A 15,780-nucleotide genomic window follows, 5' to 3' on the forward strand; every position below is an offset into this window, starting at 1 on the left:
CCATATAAGGCATCTAAGGATTCTGAATCTCAAAGCCGTTCCCGTTAATTTTAGTATTATTTATTACTTTTAACTATAGTTACTTAAATCAAGTTTTCTCGTCCTCTAAACTAAACCGTTTAGTTTGTACTTGGTGACAGCTTCGCCAGCTCTACGCCATGTCAGTGGAAGCATAAGTTGTCTACTGCTTCCATTTATAGACCAGTTATCGTCCAGGGCGGCCGCATCTAAATTACTCTTGATCACAACTAACTGGACTTTAGACTAAAAAGCACAAAATGACTCTCTTAAGCTGAGTTGAGAAAAAGCAAAAACAAAAATTGAAAAAATCAGAAATCAAGCAGGTTTCTGCTCAGTTTTACGTGAAGTAGTAGTACGTTTTTTGACGATTGGATAGTGAATTCTACGTTGCCGGGGCAGTCCGGTCTTCCAACCTGGAGATTTACAAGAGTGGTTTTGGCGGTTGGGCAGGAGTAGAAACTCTGACCAAAATCCCAGGCATCGCTTGTGCAACCCGTCCAGGAGTCAGTAGAGTCATCTGTTTTTGCCACGGGAGCGGATTGTCACTGACCCTTCGGGTTCGCCAGTCGCCTACGGCGGGAAACCCGCCTACAGCGCTGGTCTCACAATATCACGAGCCAGCCATAACTCCCAAGTCATCAGTGGCATGAGGTCACTCCATCGGTCGCATTGTTGAGGAGTAGATAGTTTTGGTAGAGTCCAATGCAAGCGTTGTTTCAGAAACCGATACCAGTGGTCAACCGCAAAGCGTCGTAAATAAAGTTTCCACAGTTCAGATAGGGGTGGCATTTCTTCACCGACAAATGCCAACCACATCGGTTTGTTGACTCGTGGAGAGCCATCCTTAAGTAGTCTCTCAACCAATATAATTGACATCGGGTGGTGTGGGGAAAGACGAAAATGCTTTGTTGTCCACAAGCGAATCCTGACCCTACCAAGTTTGGCATCTTCTTGCTCGATGGTTTGGATCGGTTGTGCCCAGGTACTAGCCTACACCCATGTTTCTTCAGAGATTTTTCAATCACCCAGCCTTTAAAGTCTGACGCACTTTTTCAACAACTTGAGTAAGTGCCCCAGGTTCAAACGGAGAAATGAGATTTGCCGATCGCACTAATTCTCGAAAGGACGCAGAACCCCCGCGATCGCATAATGCAATGTACTCCGCCAACGCTTGCGAATAATCTTCTTGGGCTTTGACCCAAAACTGCAACGCACAACACCCCGCCAAGGTGTAATCAATGTAGTAGAACGGTGAACAATAGATGTGCTGTTTGTCTTGCCAGAGTCCGCCTTTGTTGAGGTAGTTCAAATCTCCATATTGACGCCAAGGGAGATAACGAGCTTCCATCTGTTGCCACATTTGATGTCGTTCTTGTGGGGTTGCTTCTGGGTTCGCATAGACCAAATGCTGAAAATGATCGACTGCCACGCCATAAGGCAGAAACAGAATCGTCCCGGCTAGATGCTGAGAGCGAAATCGATCAGCTTGATCACCGAAAAACTTTTCCATCTGCGGGCCGGTGAGAAACTCTAAGCTCATAGAGTGAATTTCACACGATTCTTGGGTGGGCCACAGGTAATCAAAAACTGGCAAATGGCGACTTTGCCACATTTGGAAGGCGTGACCAATCTCGTGAGCAAACACTTGCACGTCGTTTTTTGTACCATTGAAATTTGCAAACACGTAGGGAACGTCATAGGTTGGGAAGCTTGTACAGAATCCGCCTCCTGCCTTTCTAGGACGGTTTTGTAAATCCAGTAAATGCCGCTCAACCATCATGCCGAAAAAGTCACCTAACGATGGATTCATGGCATCAAACATTTCTTGCGCCCGTTCCAGCATCCAGTCATGATCGCCAATTGGAGCTGGACTTCCTTGGGTATCAAAGACGGACTCATCCCAGAAATACACAGTGTCTATGTTGAGCCGTTTCGCCTGTTGCTGAATTAGCTCGATCGCTAAGGGCACGACCTCCTGAACGACTTGATCTCGATAGCGTTCGACATCGGTTTGATCGTAATCCACCCGTCGCATTCGGCGATATCCTAGCGCAATGTAGTTTTCCGAACCCAATTTTTTTGCCATGCGATCGCGCAGTTTCACCAACTGATCAAACAGTTGATCAAAGCGGTCTTGATTCTGCTCAAAAAACTGCCAGCGACACTGTTCTGCCTGGTGGCGAATATCTCGATTTTTACTTTGCAGATAGGGTTGCAAACCCGATAAATTCACCTGCTCACCCTGGAAGGCTAGCTTTGCCGAGGCGATCAGTTCGGTGTATTCATTGGTAAGTTTAGATTCTTCGACTAAATCTGCTGCGATTGCTCTTTCAAAAGTCGTGATGTCTGCTTCCCACAACAAAAAGGCTTGCCTTCCCAAACTAAGTTCAAGCTCAGCGCGATCAGGGCTGTGGATCAGTTGCCGTTTTAGGTCTACTTCTTGGGCAGTCAGAGAAGGCGAAAGTTCGCTGCAATAGTCCAAGGCAGCTTTGTACTCTGGGTTTTGCGTGTCTTGGTGAAAGTGCAGTTGCGTAAGTTCTCTCCACGTACTAAGTCTGCGTCGCAAAGCATCCCACTGCTGAAAAACAGCTTTTCGTTGCTCAGAGGTTTGAGCCTGGTTAAACTGCGTCTGAATGGCTTGGTATTCGGCAGTCACGGTTAAAAGCGTTGGAGTTTCCGCTGTGATGTCGGCAAAATCTACTGGAGCTTGCATCAATCATTCCCCTCAGTGATCAGGCGACTTCTTGAAAGTTTTTATTTGGGGAAATCGCCAACTTTTACAGTCAGTATACCGAAAACTTTTGCGATCGTTCTGGGAAACAGACTTAACATCAGACTTTTGTATAACAATACCTTCGCCATTGTTTTGATTTGGCGAAGGTATTGTCAGAGAAGAGGAAAGGGGGCAGGGAGCAGGGAGCAAGGGGGAAAACCCCATAAATAAATTTATTTGCTCTGAGACAAGGACGCATTATTTCTCGTGCCACTTTCCGCTCGAAATAAATTGGAATCTCAAAACCTAAGGATAAATGTTATGAATATAAGGTCACTCATGAATTAGTTATCAACATTTTTATGGTACGACTTAGTAATTCTCAAAGAATACTTGGAAGAAGAACCAGTACAGCAGTTTCTCAGTATCTTGGGACATCGGCTAGTGCGATCGCAATTATAGATAACATCTTGCCTGAAAGTGATTTGCCTAGTATCTAATAGCTAAAGCCTCTGGCGATCGCTCTTGTGTAATATACACTAAGCACCTGCGTCAAGGTTATGAAAAAAAGCGACTAGAGAGAGCTAATCGGCACTGTAATGCAGCCGATGCTACTGGGGTTACCATATGCCAGGAATTATGCGAGCGGACAATCACAGTAGAAAGCTGGCTTAGTGGTCAGGGCAAACGCATCTAAAGTACTCTTGATCATGACCAAAATTGAGAACTAACGAAAAAATCGCTATTTATCGTTTTATTTATTTTCCAAACCTCAAAGCGATCACTTAAAATCTTGTCAATAAGCATGGCTTAATGCGATTATTTTTGGTCTATTGAGAATATCATAGCCTTATTGACATGATGTGTTTGCCCTGTTACCCGTCGCGGCTCCGGTACAGGTACCACCCACTAGAAAGATAAGTCCAGAACTAAGGTTGAGAAGCAACGAAAAATTAGCTTTTCACTCTAGCAATTAGGGGGCATAATCTCCATTTTGTCACTTGGCAGGTCAACATCCGTTTCTATCAAAGTTCGTTCATGATCGGAAGATTTCCGTTTCCAGGATAAGGACTTATGCCTTCAAATTTTGCTCCGTCTTCACTTACTAAAATGCTTTCTACAGAAGCAATGCACTGCGCTTCATCTATAAAGGGGCCTCTTAAATGAAAAATTCCATCGGACATGACGAAGTAAAACCCGGCAGGATAATCTTTTTTAAAAAATTTTGAACACTGATCACTTGACCAAATACTGAATGAGTATTTGTAATTGACATAACTAGAATTACCTCCTTTAAAAATAGCCACGTACATAGTCAAAATTCCCTTTTGGTCACTTCAAGCCTTTAATTAGCTCTCTGAACAGCATCCGCGCTCCTTTGGCTGCAATCCGATTTCTAACCAGCTTCACCGGACGACCCGCCGCTTTTTCAGTATCTAACTGTTCACCCAACAATTTACCAATATCATTTTTGAGGCGCGATCGCTTCGGTTCAATTCTTGTAAACACCCACTGCCAGAGAGACTTCCGACATAAATCTGAACCACCTACTACTTTGGCTTTACGGCTATCGCCGGAAGCTTCAAGTGATGGAGCAGCGCCCAAAGCTTTTTGGAATCTTCTTAGTGAGAGGTGGCGTTTAGTAGGCTTTTTTGAGTTTCGTCCCTGGCGGATTTTGACTTCTGGTTTACCATCTTCATTCAGGAATCCCTCGATGGGGTAAATCTGAGAGATGATCACCGATGAGAGGCGATCGCCAAATCCAAACCGTTTAAAAACTGTGCGGTAATGGTCAAACCGAGAATCAGCAAGCAATTCTTGTAACTCTCTCTCGATAACGTGTTCCTCACGCTGGAGGTCACAAATCCGTTTTGCGTGTTCTCGAACAGTGTCAGTGATTCCCAAGCCGACAGATTGAGAGTAAAGGCGGTCATAGCGCGTACTTTTGCGAACTCCAGCAAGCCAACCCCACAATAAGGGGGGTTCACCGGATTCACCCCTAAGGGACTTTACTAGTGCAACTTCTGGAAATTGCCACGCTAAATCCTGACGCGCCCGATTCATGATCGGGGACTGAACGCGGTTGAGGTGAGCAAGTCTCAGGACTAATTCACGAATTTTGACAATGGCGCTAGAGCGAATTTGAACAAATCGCCGTGGGTTTTGCTGGTAGTCGAAGTAGTAGCAGGCAAGCGCCAGAGCATCAGCGTCATCGTCTTTATCTGGTAGTGCCAGGTGATTTGCTCGATAATTCCGCAATTCCTTGTGACCAACCAAGCGCACTTCTACCCCGCTTCGTGCCAAGTGAGTACCCCACAATTTGCTGTAGTTGTTGCCAGTTGGTTCTAGTAGGGCAATGTCCGCATTGAGCGCGAGTAAACCTTGAATACCTTTTGCATCAGCGCTCAACTTCAAAAATGGACACTCGTAGTAGAATTGACGTGGATCTGAGGGCTTTTCCAAAAGCAGGCAAACCGAAACCGAGGACTTGCTGACATCAAGTCCCAAAATTCTAATCATTCAGTTACTCCTGGGTGGTTCTGTCTTATGTCCCTCATGCCATGCCTGCGAATCACCCGAAGGCCGTTGAGCCTAATTCACTCTCAAGGCAAAACCAGAAGTTACCGCTTCTGGTGACATAGGGGAGGGAACAGCACACGAAAAGCAGCCGAGCTTACGAAATTAGAAAAGCTTTTAAGCCTGTTTCTGTCCAAAAGCCCTAAGCTGCTGTGTTTGGGTGCTGTACGTCTGGGTTGGACTCCAGTCCGCGACGCGATCGCACACGATCACGTTTCGCCGGCGAGTCAACCGGCTCATCAGGCATTAGTCTGGATTATCACCGTATGCTTCATGCAATTTTTGCCATTCTTCCTCAAATTTTTCTACTTCGTCATAATCTGGATCGTCTTCATCGTTACCCCAAACTGTTGAGCAATTCTCACATTTGTAAAAGCCAAAAACAGAGTCATATCTAACTTGGTGAGAACCGCAATTAATACAATTGGGTGTTTTTAAGTCAGTCATTATTTATATCCCGACTCGCTCGTTGTTGTAATTGCCGATGGAGATTAAAAAGTGAGCATGTACTAATTTGATTTTCATAGCGTTAACTTTTTCGTGCTATTTTTTACTTGTACACGTTTCGAGTGTTGGGATTAATTGCGATCGCACTCCTCACACTCATGGCGATCGCAAATAAATTAGCTATCCAAGACCTACTAGCTGCTGATCAAAAACTACCTCAAACTTCCCCCTCCTTGGCGAAGAAGACTTGCGTAAGCATCGGCATCAGTGCGGGTACGAAATCGGTAAAAGCAGATATTTTTACCATTGGGCATACGCTCAAAAATTGCCCAGGGTCTTAGGTCGTCACGGTAAGTCATAATTGGTAAATTCTTAATTGTATGAAAAAACACTCTTCAAAATTGCTACCAACTTTTGCTGGTGCGTTACCTAATAAAATCGTTATCTCTACACAAAAACGATTATTTCATAGGCAATGCCTCCGTATCTGAAAGACTGCGACCCCATCGGACTTGATTTATCAGCGCTTCAATCAATCCTTCTTTGTCATGCTTGGGTAATGAGCTATTAATTTGATGCCCCACTACATAAATCTCATCACGGCATCTACCGGGAGCTTGATCGCACAATTGAATTGCAATCGCAGAAATTAAATACAGCTTTTCGCGTTTGGTCATCTGCTCAAATGTAGAGCCATACTCCTCCTGGAGCGATTCCACTAAGGAACCGTCGTTTATGGTGTAGCTGGTAAAAAACCCTATTGGCTTTGACATTGGTACAATTTCCTTATTAAATACGACGCATTTGGCGATCGCTCCCTGGACGGTAGGCGATCGCCTTTTCAATAGTTAGATTTCCTCCTCGTCTTCGTTGTCGTATTCCTTCTCGCCGATGACGATGGTCACGCCGTCATCAAGAGACTTGAAATCAACGATGGCTGCGCCAACGCTAAAAGCGAACGCAAATTCTGTGTCATCAACGTCTTTGATAGTTACCTCTGTTGCACTGGGGTAGTGTTTCAGGTTTTCAATCAGTTCTAGAACTGTGGTTGTCATGTGGTTCCGAAGTATAGATGTGCAGACATCAAAATATCACCGCGCGGCAAACTCGTTACTGCGCTCAGTTCACAGGTGATTACAGGGTGCTTCCGCGCTGCATTTGGCGCGGGTGCTTGCTCCGGTGATGCCACGCAAAGGGTTAGGCGTGGGGGAGCGAGATCACAGCAGCTTTACAGCTGGGTGAGAAACTAGCAAAAGATCAGCCAAATACTGTCCTTAGCCAAGTCAGGTTTTTGGCTGGTCTTTTATTGTCCTCTAACCAGACATTATGTCTAGACGCAAGACCTTTGTCAAGCCTTCTAGACAAGATGTCTAGAAGGTGTATCATGATAAAGAAAAGACCGAGTAGAAACGAACAGCAAGGAGAATCCCCATTGCGGAGTCTAAGGCTTGAGCTAGACATGTCTCAAGAGGAGTTTGGACGCGCCATTGGAACAACAGCTAGAACTATTAGCCGTTGGGAAGCAGGAGATAGCGTCCCTACCTTTACGGTGACTCAAATGAAAGCTTTAGACCGCTTATTGCGATCAAAGGGTAAGACTATCCAAGACTTACCTGATGACTTTGGCCCACCCAAAGGAGATCTGAACGAAGAGACGTAACGCAAAGTCTAAAAAATCCAAAAAGCCACCTAGATTTACAAGGTCAGTGGTGGCTTTCTGAAAACAAACTAATAGTATTATGCCAGAAAATTCATTAAAAAATGCACTTCCGTGGACGGAATCACACGATGTATTCTGTTATCAACATCATATTCCACCCGCCGCAAAAATCCTTTGGCAGTGGCTAATGAGACTTGGGCAAATTGCCAGCGAAATCGAACCAGATTTATCAGAATTTAATGCTTGGGTAGCAAAGACCAGAGGTAAACCTTATGCTCACAATTACCTCAAAAAGATATTTGACATACTGGTATCATGCCGTGTTTTACAAGTAATTAAACAATATTCTTGGAAGATAACCAAGTTACTTGTAAGACCTCTGTCATGGTTAAATCCACCCAAAAAGCCGCGAGAAAAAAAGTTATACAACCATAACTCTAGTTACGATTCACCCCCATCAAATGATAGTAATGCAGAACTTGGGTTAAACAGCAGCAGCAATAGTCGTACTCCTACAACCGCCGAATTTGTGGAGTTAGAAAGACAACACGAGATACTTACAGCTTGTGCTGAGTATGAAATATACTTTGACCCAAATAAACGAGCAACTAGACATCTGTTTGAATTTGATATTGAAGATGTTCGATTAGCTCTTAAGCACTTTGTTCTTAGTGGTGGACATCAAGCAATTCCCAAGTCTCAAGGATGGTTAATTAGCTGCTTACGTGAGTGTTATTGGGCGGATAAATCGCTTGATTTATCTGGATTTATCGAAATTTTGAAATCTTGGTTTCCTAGTAACCTCCCAAGGGATTACTAGGGAATAACTCCATAAAAAAACTGCTCCCGAAAGAGCAGCGACCATTAATTTCCAGTTTGATTATGAAACAACCTACGCTGTTTGATTTAGAAGCTTTTACAAAGAATCTTGATACTCCCGTTTACGATCCGTTCTGGGATGAACTGGATACCCGCCAAAACATTCCTTGTGTTGGGGCGCAAAATTCTGAGTCTGACAATGCGTGTAAAAGTGTTGGGGCACAGGTTGCAACTGATACCAAAAAAGTTGCGCCCCAACACGATACCCACTGGATAGAGAAATACTGGGTTGAGCGGTCTGGTAATAAATATTGGTATTTCCGGTATTGTTGGATGGTAGGCAGGAAGAAAAACCGCCTTTACTTGGGTAGCGTGAACAGTATCAGCGCCAAGCGTAAAAAGGCAGATGTAGAAGTTTGGATGAAGAAAGGTAAATTACCAGTGGAGATTAAACAGTTAATCCAAGACTGGAAATATGAATCGCCCACTATGCCCAAAATGCCACTAGTCTCTATTCCCAATGTCTAATGACCAATGAAAAATGCGATTACACTCTGGTTGAAAGTGCGATCGCGGTAGAAACATACTGATTTGAGCTTATCCGCCCAAAGTATTGTTTGTCACAGTTCAGGGTAAATTTGGTCAACTTCATCCCATGCCTGATTTGCAAGATTCTCCAGCGCCATAGCTAAATACAAAGGATGGTCATACTCCCCATGCTGCAAGCGCTCGAAGAAAATCTCAATTTGGAGGAATAGCAGTTTGGCGTTCATAGAGTTGCGATCGCTTCTTTAACGTCGTCGTCCGTTACCTCGATGTAACGCGAAAGCACCTTCAAGTCAGTGTGTCCAGTGGCTTTTTTGATGGTTGCCAAGCTAACGCCCCGCTTTGCCAGTCTGGTGATAAAGCTCCTGCGGGTGGAATGGGTAGATATACCCTTAGCTGTTAACCCGGCTCTCTCTACAGCTGTGCGTAAAATTTGGTCAGCCCCCCTTAACCCCATAGGTTTATCTGCAACTCTCGATGGAAATAACCAAATTGAACCGGGGAGTGGCTTATATGCTGCTAGCAATTCAGCCAGAGTATCGTGAACCGGCACCTGGCGAGTTTGTCGAACGCCTTTGGGTGTTGCCTTGCGAGTCCTGGCGCGAAAATTGATATACTCACTGGGTGTACCATCGGCGTTGTACACATCAAGCAATTGCAGCTTCACTAGCGCCCCCCACCTTTCCCCGGTGTACCAAGCTAGATCCAAAAGCAGTTTATATTTCTGATTGCGGATCTGTTTACGAATTTTGGAATAATCCGCGTCAGTCAAAACTGCGGCTTGTCCATTTCGATTATTTTTCATTTTGTTTTTAACTTCTGTCTGTTCCGGTTTAACCAGTACCAATGGTTAAACCGGAATATTTCTAATTTAGAGTATTAGAAATATTCGGTTCAATCCTATTAGCAGTAAGCATTACACGTCTTCAGGAAATCTACCTGTTTTACATAAAAGTAGAACATTTACAGTTTCTTCGCAAAGGAATACAACGGATTTATTCACTTTACTAAAATTCGCTTTTATGGCAGAGCCAACTTTAGTCCAGGTTTTTGGAACTGGTGCGGTGCAAGATAGCACCTCCTTGACAATTCAAAAATCAGCACTAGCAACAACAGGATTAACAGTATCAGCTAACAACACGGCGGAATCACTTGTCGTATCACTTCTATTGCTAGCCGCAACTTATTTAAATCCGACCAATCAAGAATCAAACAATTCTGACATTCAAGTAACAATTGCTGATAGTGAATTCCCATCTATCGTATTTCGCAATAGTGCTAATTATCGCCAAATAACTTACAACGTTAATTTGCAAAAACCTGATACTGGATCTGGTATTGATCCAGACGACTACTAAAAATTATGGCTGTAGCAACACGTACTATTAGTTCGCTTTCAGCGCCATTTACACAAGCACAACTGAGTACAGCTTTACAAGCTGCTTTTGTTAATGCCGGGTTTACCTCACTATTTGATAGCTTCACCAGTGGCACTGATTTAGTACTTGTTTATGCTTTCGTAGTGGACGGAGCCAAAACCTTCGGCACAACTTATCTTCGGGTAAGAATTACCAACACCTTCATCATAAATCAGGCGCTTTATAGCACATGGAATGCAACGACGCATACAGGAGGAAACTCATCAACCGAGGTAGCTTACTCAACGCTCGTATCAACAACAAGTGTGACCTTCAACGCATTAAATGCGAGTGGTGAAGTCAGGTTAATACTAGCGACTCAAGGCGCTTTATTCTTGCCACTTGGAATGATAGCACCTATCAACCGACGAAGCAGTTGGGATTTAAAAGATTGGAACTGGGGACATATTTTTATCTCTAGTACAATGTTGATTTTGCGTAGCTCTGGCTTAAATCAATATTCAAATGCTGAAAATGATATCGCATTGGCTGGGAGTACCCGATTAGCAACCGCAAATGTGCAAGATAATGAACGAGATATTCTTAGTGGTCTGATATTGCTTAATCAGAGTAACTAAGGATTCTGTGGTAAAACTTCCGACGATCTAGCCATATGTGCTACTAACGGAAGCAGTCGTTATGACATAATCACAAAATCAGGAACTTCTCAACAATATCTATTAGTCAATTCTGGATCAGGTGGTTTGGCAATAAGGATTGTGTGATGTTCATTCAATCGTGCCAAGCGTTTTGCAAGTTGCTGTAGGTGGTTTGAGAAATAAAGTTGGAACTCCGGGCCCAGCAGGCAGACCAGGAAGAGATGGCAGACCGGGAAGAGATGGCAGAAATGGTTTCCCAGGACGTGCAGGGACATCAGGTCGTGTCGGTCAGCGTGGTTTACCTGGCAGTCGTGGGACTGCTGGTACACCTGGGCGTGTCGGTCAGCGTGGTTTACCTGGCAGTCGTGGGCCTGCTGGACAAAAAGCTTTGCCAGGAGCTAAAGGAAGTCAAGGGATTCCAGGGAAAATAGGACAAGCTGGACAGCCTGGAGTCGTTGGTAAACCAGGCAGAGAAGGTAGAGACGGCAGAAATTACCCAAGTTCCTCAAGCATTTTTTGAAATTTGTAGAGCATTAGATGCAGCAGAAAATACAAGGAATGGAGCCAACCCCGGTTTACCTCCACGCCGAAATTTATCGACTACTGTCAGCTTTGACACGGGTACTGTTGCAGTAGCTGCAACCATTCCTATTACTACTAACATTCAAACTAATGGTTCGATTGATATAGTAGCAAGCGATTATTTGGGTTCTACATACTCAGTTTTCGCTAATGGCGGTGGTGATTTAAAGTCGGATACTCTTCCAGAAGCCTTACTAGAAATGGCTAGCATTCTAGCTGCTGCTGAAAAAGCTGTAACTCCAGCCGAGAATCAGCCTAATAACGTTCAAATCCAATTTGATATTGAAACTGGATCTGCTACGATTTCAGCTAACTTACCTTTCAATACTGCGGCTGCTACTAATGGCGATGTGACCATCCACGCTATTGATTATCTGTAATTAATGAATATCCACAATTTATTAATAGGTAGGTAATTAAATGGGAACAAAGTTAGGGCCTAGAGCCACCGTTTTATTTAAATCTGGCAGTGGACAGGGAGCAGGGGCGAAATCAGTTTACGTTTACATGCTTCGCTCTGTTGCAGAGAAACTTGGTTTTACGATTGTGGCTGATGCAAAAGTAACACGCAAGGCTGCTAAAGGTGCTAAAGGCAAGGCAGGTAAAGCAGTTGAAGTTGCTGTGCGTGGTAGTGTTGGAGCAAAACGCATCAAAGTACCTCTTGGTGGTAGCCGTCAAACTGCGAATGCAGGGGCTAAAGGTGGCAACGCAGGTACAAAAACAAAATACGTTTCTGTGCCCGTTCCAGCTAGCGCTAATATTTCTGATATCAAAGCATTCTTGGGGAAAGCTAGTAAAAAGCCTGATAGCTTCGTTTCTCCAAATGGCAGAACTTACTCACTTGCTACTAGTACTAAAAAGTAGATGATTGAAACACAACTAGTGTTCAGAAACGAGTATAGATTTGACTTGAGAAAAGTTAATTCTGTACTCATTCCTTGTTTATTTGATGATGATGCCAGTTTAATTATTACAGTTCAACCCAAGTCAAGACTGACAAAAAATTATACTTCTGCTGGTAAGCTTGACCAAATATTGATTGATTACCCTAATAAGCTAGTTGCTAGCTCTCAGGTAATCAACTTGAGTAAAAATTATCAGGTTAACTTTCCACAGCAAGGAAGATTTCAGTTGGAATTTTTCCCCTATCAGTTTTTAGGGAAGACTCTGATATCTATCAGCAGGATTCTAGATTATGAAGATTGATGTTAACAATGCTCTAACTATCATTTTGGGGCTGATTGCTGTCATTGGAGCAATCTATCGCCTCGCTCAAATTGAATCAAGTATTCTTTCTAAAATTACTGCAATCGAAAAAAAGATAGACATTCATCTTGCTGAATATAATGGTAAATCTGAAATGATCCATTACAGGCTGCATGGACATGATGAGCTTATCGCTCATAAATTCCAAAGATGCTGGGATGAAATCAAGGACATTGAGGGATATCTTGCTAAGGATGGCTTTATTCCACGAGAATACCCACGTTCTAGATAGTGTAGCTGTAGCGAACCGGGAATTAACTATGAAGACTCTAGAACCACACGAAACTCTTCCTTGGCTAAAGCAAATTTCAGCTAGAGCATTAAGAAAAGCTGAATTTGAGAGGCGACGCCGGGAATTCGCTCTCACATTGGAAAGAGTTAGAAAACTCTCAGGTAGATAGTCTCTGGGGATTCTCTGAAGCCATAGGTTGATTGTGTTTCGACTTATTTGAAAAACTTGCGCCGCTTCCGTTTTGTTCATCCCATCTAACTCTATTGCCTGAATTACCTTCTGGCGTAAGTCGTAACTGTAAGGTTTTGGCATAAGCTTTCCTTGTGTGAACGCTTAATCGGTATCTAGTTTTACTTGACTCATCGATTATACTGTTTGTCCTAACCGCCTTGGCGCTTGCTATACTTGACTCATCGATTATACTGTTTGTCCTAACCGCCTTGGCGCTTGCTATATTTGGTACAACAGCGATCGCCCAGACCCCAGTTTAGAGCAAGTGATGAAAAAAGCTATGCACTCCTGTGAGCCAATCTTTTTGTATCGTTGCGGTGGTAGGGTGTCGTTGCCGCCTACTGGGTATTACTGGCGGATGATGGACGAACATCCATCGATGCGGATTTATCAGTTAGAGGTTAGGGATGGGGAGTGATAAGGTTTTCAGTTCTGGCCCACGTGGGAGCGATGCCGAACGCGAGTGCGTCTCCAAGAGTTGGCGGGCGCTTGAGCCATCGCATAAACTAACTGCTGTCGAATACTTATTTTGTAGCTCTTGGGGTATCAACTCGCTCGTTAAGTTCTCGAAGTTGTTGGTTTAATTCCCTCTGCCGTTTGAGCAAAATTTCCAAATCTTGCTTCGTTGCTAAATCTGCCCTGTTAGCGGGAATAAGTTGATTTAGCCTCTCTAAGCACGTATTCAAGCCAGCAGCTTTCTTCATAGCGCGTAACTGGGCGCGAACCTCGATATGTGTCATCAGGATACCCAGATAGACAACCTGCCTGGGGAACTGTGTTGCGCCCGTCGCTTGGTATTTGTGACAAACGCTTTGGGGTTGATAAAGAAAATTTTCGCATCATTCTGGTAGGCAAAGATGGTGGTGTTAAACGCCAGGATACTACACCAGTCCAACCCACAGCAATTTTTAAGCAAATTGACGCTATGCCCATGCGCCAGCAAGAAATGCAAGAGCGAAAAAGAAAGTAGCTATAAAATACAAGCGAGGAAGTGATCGCTTGTGACAAAGCAGTACACTGCTGCTATACCGAAAATCCACTCCAAGCGATGGCAAAAGCGCCCGCCGGAGGCATCGCCCTATTGCCCTGGCGAGAAGAATTAAACAACCAACGCACTGTGTGCAACCATTTCAAGATTCCACTCCTTGGATAGTAGGTATCGCAGCCAAAATAGAATAACGTCGGACATCTGGTGGCGCAGCTATTAATCCTTCTAGCTTGGCTATTGGTACTTGCAGACGGACTGACGCTAAATGAGTATCCAGTGCTGCCGCTCCTTCCCACTCTTGTACAAAAGTAAAATCTGTTGGCTGTGATTGATTTTGTAAAAGTTCATATTTAATGACACCTGCTTCAAGTCTTGTTGGTTCAATCAGTCCCAATAATATTGCTTTGAGTTCTTCTACTTTATTAGGTATTGCTACATTCAGGAGCTACAACATGAATGGTTTGGTTAGTCATTGGTCAATGGTAATTAGTCCTGCCGTCATTAGTCCATAGCCAACAGTTCATAGCAATAGTCACTGCGGATTGCCTTAGCATCAGTTAGTAATAAGGCGATCGCCCACACAAAATTCAAGCGAGGAAAAATATGCGATCGCTACTTGTACTGGATAAACTGGTGATATGCCGAAACATATATTAACTAATTATTTGTCACTGCTAACAAATTGATGTCATGTTTAACAAATTGATGTCACTGTTAACAGATTACGTGTCACAACTGTAAGTGTAGGCGCAGTCCACCGGAGGCATCGCTCCCGCCCGTTCTTAGAGTCAAAGTTGCACACGAGCGATCGCTTGCCCCAAAGCAATACACTGGTACTATGCCTAAGATTCCAGAGTGCGTAGGCGTAGCCCGCCAACTCTTGGAGACGCACTCGCGTTCGGCATTGCTGCTCCGCGAACGGCATCGCCCTTAAAAAAATACAAGCGAGTCAAAGTTGCATCCCTAAAGCGATCACGATTAAATAATTATGCTAATTTATACTTAAACTTTACCTTGACCACTTAATTTTTGTTTCAGTTTGCGCTTCAAAGCAAAACCTGCACCCAAAGTATTGATAGACAGTATACATCATCCTTTATTTACTGGCAAGTGTCCTCAATGTGGATATGAGTTTGACCGCGACTGGTCAGGCGGGTGCATTGGGATTGTGAGTGTGGTTGGATGGATGATTCGGTGTAGTAGAATTTACTCTGCTTTTTTGTGCCAATGATCATCTGAACCTTTTTCGTAGTCACGCTTAACTGCTGCCCAGGCAACTTTAAATGCTGTCTCTTCTTCGCCATATTCAGAGAGCGCATTGTTAAACGCAGCCAAGAATATTTCCGCCGCGTGTTTGGGTAGATGCTTTTTCACGGAGTCTGGTAAATCCGCTATATCTTGATAGGGCATACATTTTCACTCTAACTGTTAGTTATCACCTCACTAGCTTTCATTGCTATTAACGCTCTTTCATCTGCCAAGAGTGATAAATACAACTCATACTGTGGTCAAGTGAAGAGAGGATAATCAAAAGCGATCGCACTTTGTTGGTGACTTAACGCTCTTTTATTACTCTCATGAGAGTATAATTAATTACTAACAGTTTAACTTAGCAAGGGTATTTAATTGGGTTCAAGAACGGCTACCTCCACGATCACCGTGGTAGATCAGTACTGCGATG

At 43.8% G+C, this 15,780-nt stretch carries 27 protein-coding genes and 1 pseudogene; 14 read left to right on the forward strand and 14 right to left on the reverse strand.

From position 1 onward, the window contains the following. Nucleotides 1-609: 609 nt before the first annotated feature. Together LC653_RS40025 and LC653_RS40030 are read right to left on the reverse strand one after the other, a co-directional pair. Nucleotides 610-897 carry a hypothetical protein gene (locus LC653_RS40025; RefSeq protein ID WP_229500876.1) on the reverse strand — a complete coding sequence of 96 codons (288 nt, stop codon included), beginning with the start codon at nucleotides 895-897 and terminating at the stop codon, nucleotides 610-612. Between the two features lie 145 nt (nucleotides 898-1,042). Then, entirely contained in the window at nucleotides 1,043-2,734 is a 1,692-nt protein-coding gene (locus tag LC653_RS40030) for a M3 family oligoendopeptidase (RefSeq protein ID WP_229500877.1), read from the reverse strand. A gap of 362 nt (nucleotides 2,735-3,096) precedes the next feature. On the opposite strand from LC653_RS40030, the gene LC653_RS40035 reads away from it, so the two are divergent. Then, nucleotides 3,097-3,234 (forward strand): hypothetical protein, encoded by a 138-nt coding sequence (locus LC653_RS40035; protein WP_267923393.1) that lies wholly within the window; start codon nucleotides 3,097-3,099, stop codon nucleotides 3,232-3,234. Nucleotides 3,235-3,759: 525 nt separating this feature from the next. Here LC653_RS40035 and LC653_RS40040 read toward each other — a convergent pair. The 3 genes from LC653_RS40040 to LC653_RS40050 form a co-directional block, all read right to left on the reverse strand. Next, nucleotides 3,760-4,041, reverse strand: coding sequence for a hypothetical protein (locus LC653_RS40040; RefSeq protein ID WP_229500878.1), 282 nt, complete (start codon nucleotides 4,039-4,041; stop codon nucleotides 3,760-3,762). 25 nt (nucleotides 4,042-4,066) lie between these two features. Continuing rightward, nucleotides 4,067-5,254: an IS110 family transposase gene (locus LC653_RS40045; protein ID WP_229500879.1), complete on the reverse strand. Its 1,188-nt coding sequence runs from the start codon at nucleotides 5,252-5,254 to the stop codon at nucleotides 4,067-4,069. A 303-nt stretch (nucleotides 5,255-5,557) separates the two neighbouring features. Then, nucleotides 5,558-5,758 (reverse strand): hypothetical protein, encoded by a 201-nt coding sequence (locus tag LC653_RS40050; RefSeq protein ID WP_229500880.1) that lies wholly within the window; start codon nucleotides 5,756-5,758, stop codon nucleotides 5,558-5,560. 107 nt (nucleotides 5,759-5,865) lie between these two features. Between LC653_RS40050 and LC653_RS40055 the strand changes: the two genes are divergently transcribed. Then, on the forward strand, nucleotides 5,866-6,099 hold the full coding sequence (locus tag LC653_RS40055; RefSeq protein WP_229500881.1) for a hypothetical protein: 234 nt from the start codon (nucleotides 5,866-5,868) through the stop codon (nucleotides 6,097-6,099). Between the two features lie 120 nt (nucleotides 6,100-6,219). Here the strand turns inward: LC653_RS40055 and LC653_RS40060 are convergent, their stop codons facing one another. Together LC653_RS40060 and LC653_RS40065 are read right to left on the reverse strand one after the other, a co-directional pair. Beyond that, complete coding sequence (locus LC653_RS40060; protein WP_229500882.1) at nucleotides 6,220-6,531, reverse strand: hypothetical protein; 312 nt, start codon at nucleotides 6,529-6,531, stop codon at nucleotides 6,220-6,222. A gap of 75 nt (nucleotides 6,532-6,606) precedes the next feature. Next, complete coding sequence (locus LC653_RS40065; protein ID WP_229500883.1) at nucleotides 6,607-6,813, reverse strand: hypothetical protein; 207 nt, start codon at nucleotides 6,811-6,813, stop codon at nucleotides 6,607-6,609. A gap of 329 nt (nucleotides 6,814-7,142) precedes the next feature. Between LC653_RS40065 and LC653_RS40070 the strand changes: the two genes are divergently transcribed. The 3 genes from LC653_RS40070 to LC653_RS40080 all read left to right on the forward strand — a co-directional run bounded on the left by LC653_RS40070 (nucleotide 7,143) and on the right by LC653_RS40080 (nucleotide 8,765). Beyond that, nucleotides 7,143-7,418 carry a helix-turn-helix transcriptional regulator gene (locus tag LC653_RS40070; RefSeq protein ID WP_229500884.1) on the forward strand — a complete coding sequence of 92 codons (276 nt, stop codon included), beginning with the start codon at nucleotides 7,143-7,145 and terminating at the stop codon, nucleotides 7,416-7,418. Between the two features lie 79 nt (nucleotides 7,419-7,497). Next, nucleotides 7,498-8,238, forward strand: coding sequence for a hypothetical protein (locus LC653_RS40075; protein ID WP_229500885.1), 741 nt, complete (start codon nucleotides 7,498-7,500; stop codon nucleotides 8,236-8,238). A 62-nt stretch (nucleotides 8,239-8,300) separates the two neighbouring features. Beyond that, nucleotides 8,301-8,765, forward strand: coding sequence for an Arm DNA-binding domain-containing protein (locus tag LC653_RS40080; RefSeq protein WP_229500886.1), 465 nt, complete (start codon nucleotides 8,301-8,303; stop codon nucleotides 8,763-8,765). Nucleotides 8,766-8,857: 92 nt separating this feature from the next. On the opposite strand, the gene LC653_RS40085 is transcribed toward LC653_RS40080, so the two are convergent. Together LC653_RS40085 and LC653_RS40090 are read right to left on the reverse strand one after the other, a co-directional pair. Then, nucleotides 8,858-9,010 (reverse strand): hypothetical protein, encoded by a 153-nt coding sequence (locus LC653_RS40085; RefSeq protein WP_229500887.1) that lies wholly within the window; start codon nucleotides 9,008-9,010, stop codon nucleotides 8,858-8,860. Continuing rightward, on the reverse strand, nucleotides 9,007-9,588 hold the full coding sequence (locus LC653_RS40090) for a tyrosine-type recombinase/integrase (protein WP_229500888.1): 582 nt from the start codon (nucleotides 9,586-9,588) through the stop codon (nucleotides 9,007-9,009). Before LC653_RS40090 ends, LC653_RS40085 begins: the two co-directional genes overlap by 4 nt. 217 nt (nucleotides 9,589-9,805) lie before the next feature. Here LC653_RS40090 and LC653_RS40095 point away from each other — a divergent pair, with 217 nt between their 5' ends. The 7 genes from LC653_RS40095 (at nucleotide 9,806) to LC653_RS40125 (ending at nucleotide 12,880) form a co-directional block, all read left to right on the forward strand. Then, entirely contained in the window at nucleotides 9,806-10,141 is a 336-nt protein-coding gene (locus LC653_RS40095) for a hypothetical protein (protein WP_229500889.1), read from the forward strand. 5 nt (nucleotides 10,142-10,146) lie between these two features. Continuing rightward, nucleotides 10,147-10,779 carry a hypothetical protein gene (locus LC653_RS40100; RefSeq protein ID WP_229500890.1) on the forward strand — a complete coding sequence of 211 codons (633 nt, stop codon included), beginning with the start codon at nucleotides 10,147-10,149 and terminating at the stop codon, nucleotides 10,777-10,779. Between the two features lie 139 nt (nucleotides 10,780-10,918). After that, a complete protein-coding gene (locus LC653_RS40105) occupies nucleotides 10,919-11,320 on the forward strand; it encodes a collagen-like domain-containing protein (protein WP_229500891.1) in 402 nt (133 codons plus the stop codon). Next, a complete protein-coding gene (locus LC653_RS40110; protein WP_229500892.1) occupies nucleotides 11,256-11,762 on the forward strand; it encodes a hypothetical protein in 507 nt (168 codons plus the stop codon). The genes LC653_RS40105 and LC653_RS40110 overlap by 65 nt, the downstream gene beginning before the upstream one ends. A gap of 40 nt (nucleotides 11,763-11,802) precedes the next feature. Continuing rightward, nucleotides 11,803-12,246 carry a hypothetical protein gene (locus LC653_RS40115; protein ID WP_229500893.1) on the forward strand — a complete coding sequence of 148 codons (444 nt, stop codon included), beginning with the start codon at nucleotides 11,803-11,805 and terminating at the stop codon, nucleotides 12,244-12,246. Further along, entirely contained in the window at nucleotides 12,247-12,588 is a 342-nt protein-coding gene (locus tag LC653_RS40120; protein ID WP_229500894.1) for a hypothetical protein, read from the forward strand. Continuing rightward, nucleotides 12,578-12,880: a hypothetical protein gene (locus LC653_RS40125; RefSeq protein ID WP_229500895.1), complete on the forward strand. Its 303-nt coding sequence runs from the start codon at nucleotides 12,578-12,580 to the stop codon at nucleotides 12,878-12,880. The genes LC653_RS40120 and LC653_RS40125 overlap by 11 nt, the downstream gene beginning before the upstream one ends. A gap of 156 nt (nucleotides 12,881-13,036) precedes the next feature. Here the strand turns inward: LC653_RS40125 and LC653_RS40130 are convergent. Continuing rightward, nucleotides 13,037-13,192, reverse strand: a pseudogene (locus LC653_RS40130) (IS630 transposase-related protein); the annotation flags it as partial. Between the two features lie 187 nt (nucleotides 13,193-13,379). On the opposite strand from LC653_RS40130, the gene LC653_RS40135 reads away from it, so the two are divergent. Beyond that, nucleotides 13,380-13,529 (forward strand): hypothetical protein, encoded by a 150-nt coding sequence (locus LC653_RS40135; protein ID WP_229500896.1) that lies wholly within the window; start codon nucleotides 13,380-13,382, stop codon nucleotides 13,527-13,529. A 106-nt stretch (nucleotides 13,530-13,635) separates the two neighbouring features. Here the strand turns inward: LC653_RS40135 and LC653_RS40140 are convergent, their stop codons facing one another. Next, nucleotides 13,636-13,851, reverse strand: coding sequence for a hypothetical protein (locus tag LC653_RS40140; RefSeq protein WP_229500897.1), 216 nt, complete (start codon nucleotides 13,849-13,851; stop codon nucleotides 13,636-13,638). Here LC653_RS40140 and LC653_RS40145 point away from each other — a divergent pair. Further along, nucleotides 13,845-14,081: a DUF4174 domain-containing protein gene (locus LC653_RS40145; protein WP_229500898.1), complete on the forward strand. Its 237-nt coding sequence runs from the start codon at nucleotides 13,845-13,847 to the stop codon at nucleotides 14,079-14,081. The two genes, LC653_RS40140 and LC653_RS40145, sit on opposite strands and share 7 nt — an antisense overlap. A 160-nt stretch (nucleotides 14,082-14,241) precedes the next feature. Here LC653_RS40145 and LC653_RS40150 read toward each other — a convergent pair whose 3' ends face one another. The 3 genes from LC653_RS40150 to LC653_RS40160 all read right to left on the reverse strand — a co-directional run bounded on the left by LC653_RS40150 (nucleotide 14,242) and on the right by LC653_RS40160 (nucleotide 15,509). Next, the gene (locus LC653_RS40150) at nucleotides 14,242-14,493 is read right to left on the reverse strand and encodes a putative quinol monooxygenase (protein ID WP_308189222.1); all 252 of its coding nucleotides are present in this window, start codon (nucleotides 14,491-14,493) and stop codon (nucleotides 14,242-14,244) included. A gap of 300 nt (nucleotides 14,494-14,793) precedes the next feature. Continuing rightward, nucleotides 14,794-15,024, reverse strand: coding sequence for a hypothetical protein (locus LC653_RS40155; RefSeq protein WP_229500899.1), 231 nt, complete (start codon nucleotides 15,022-15,024; stop codon nucleotides 14,794-14,796). A gap of 281 nt (nucleotides 15,025-15,305) precedes the next feature. Next, on the reverse strand, nucleotides 15,306-15,509 hold the full coding sequence (locus LC653_RS40160) for a ChaB family protein (protein ID WP_229500900.1): 204 nt from the start codon (nucleotides 15,507-15,509) through the stop codon (nucleotides 15,306-15,308). Nucleotides 15,510-15,780 lie beyond the last annotated feature (271 nt).

The sequence above is a fragment of the Nostoc mirabile CHAB5784 genome (assembly GCF_020829645.1).
In the GTDB taxonomy this organism is placed as follows: Bacteria; Cyanobacteriota; Cyanobacteriia; order Cyanobacteriales; family Nostocaceae; genus Nostoc; species Nostoc mirabile.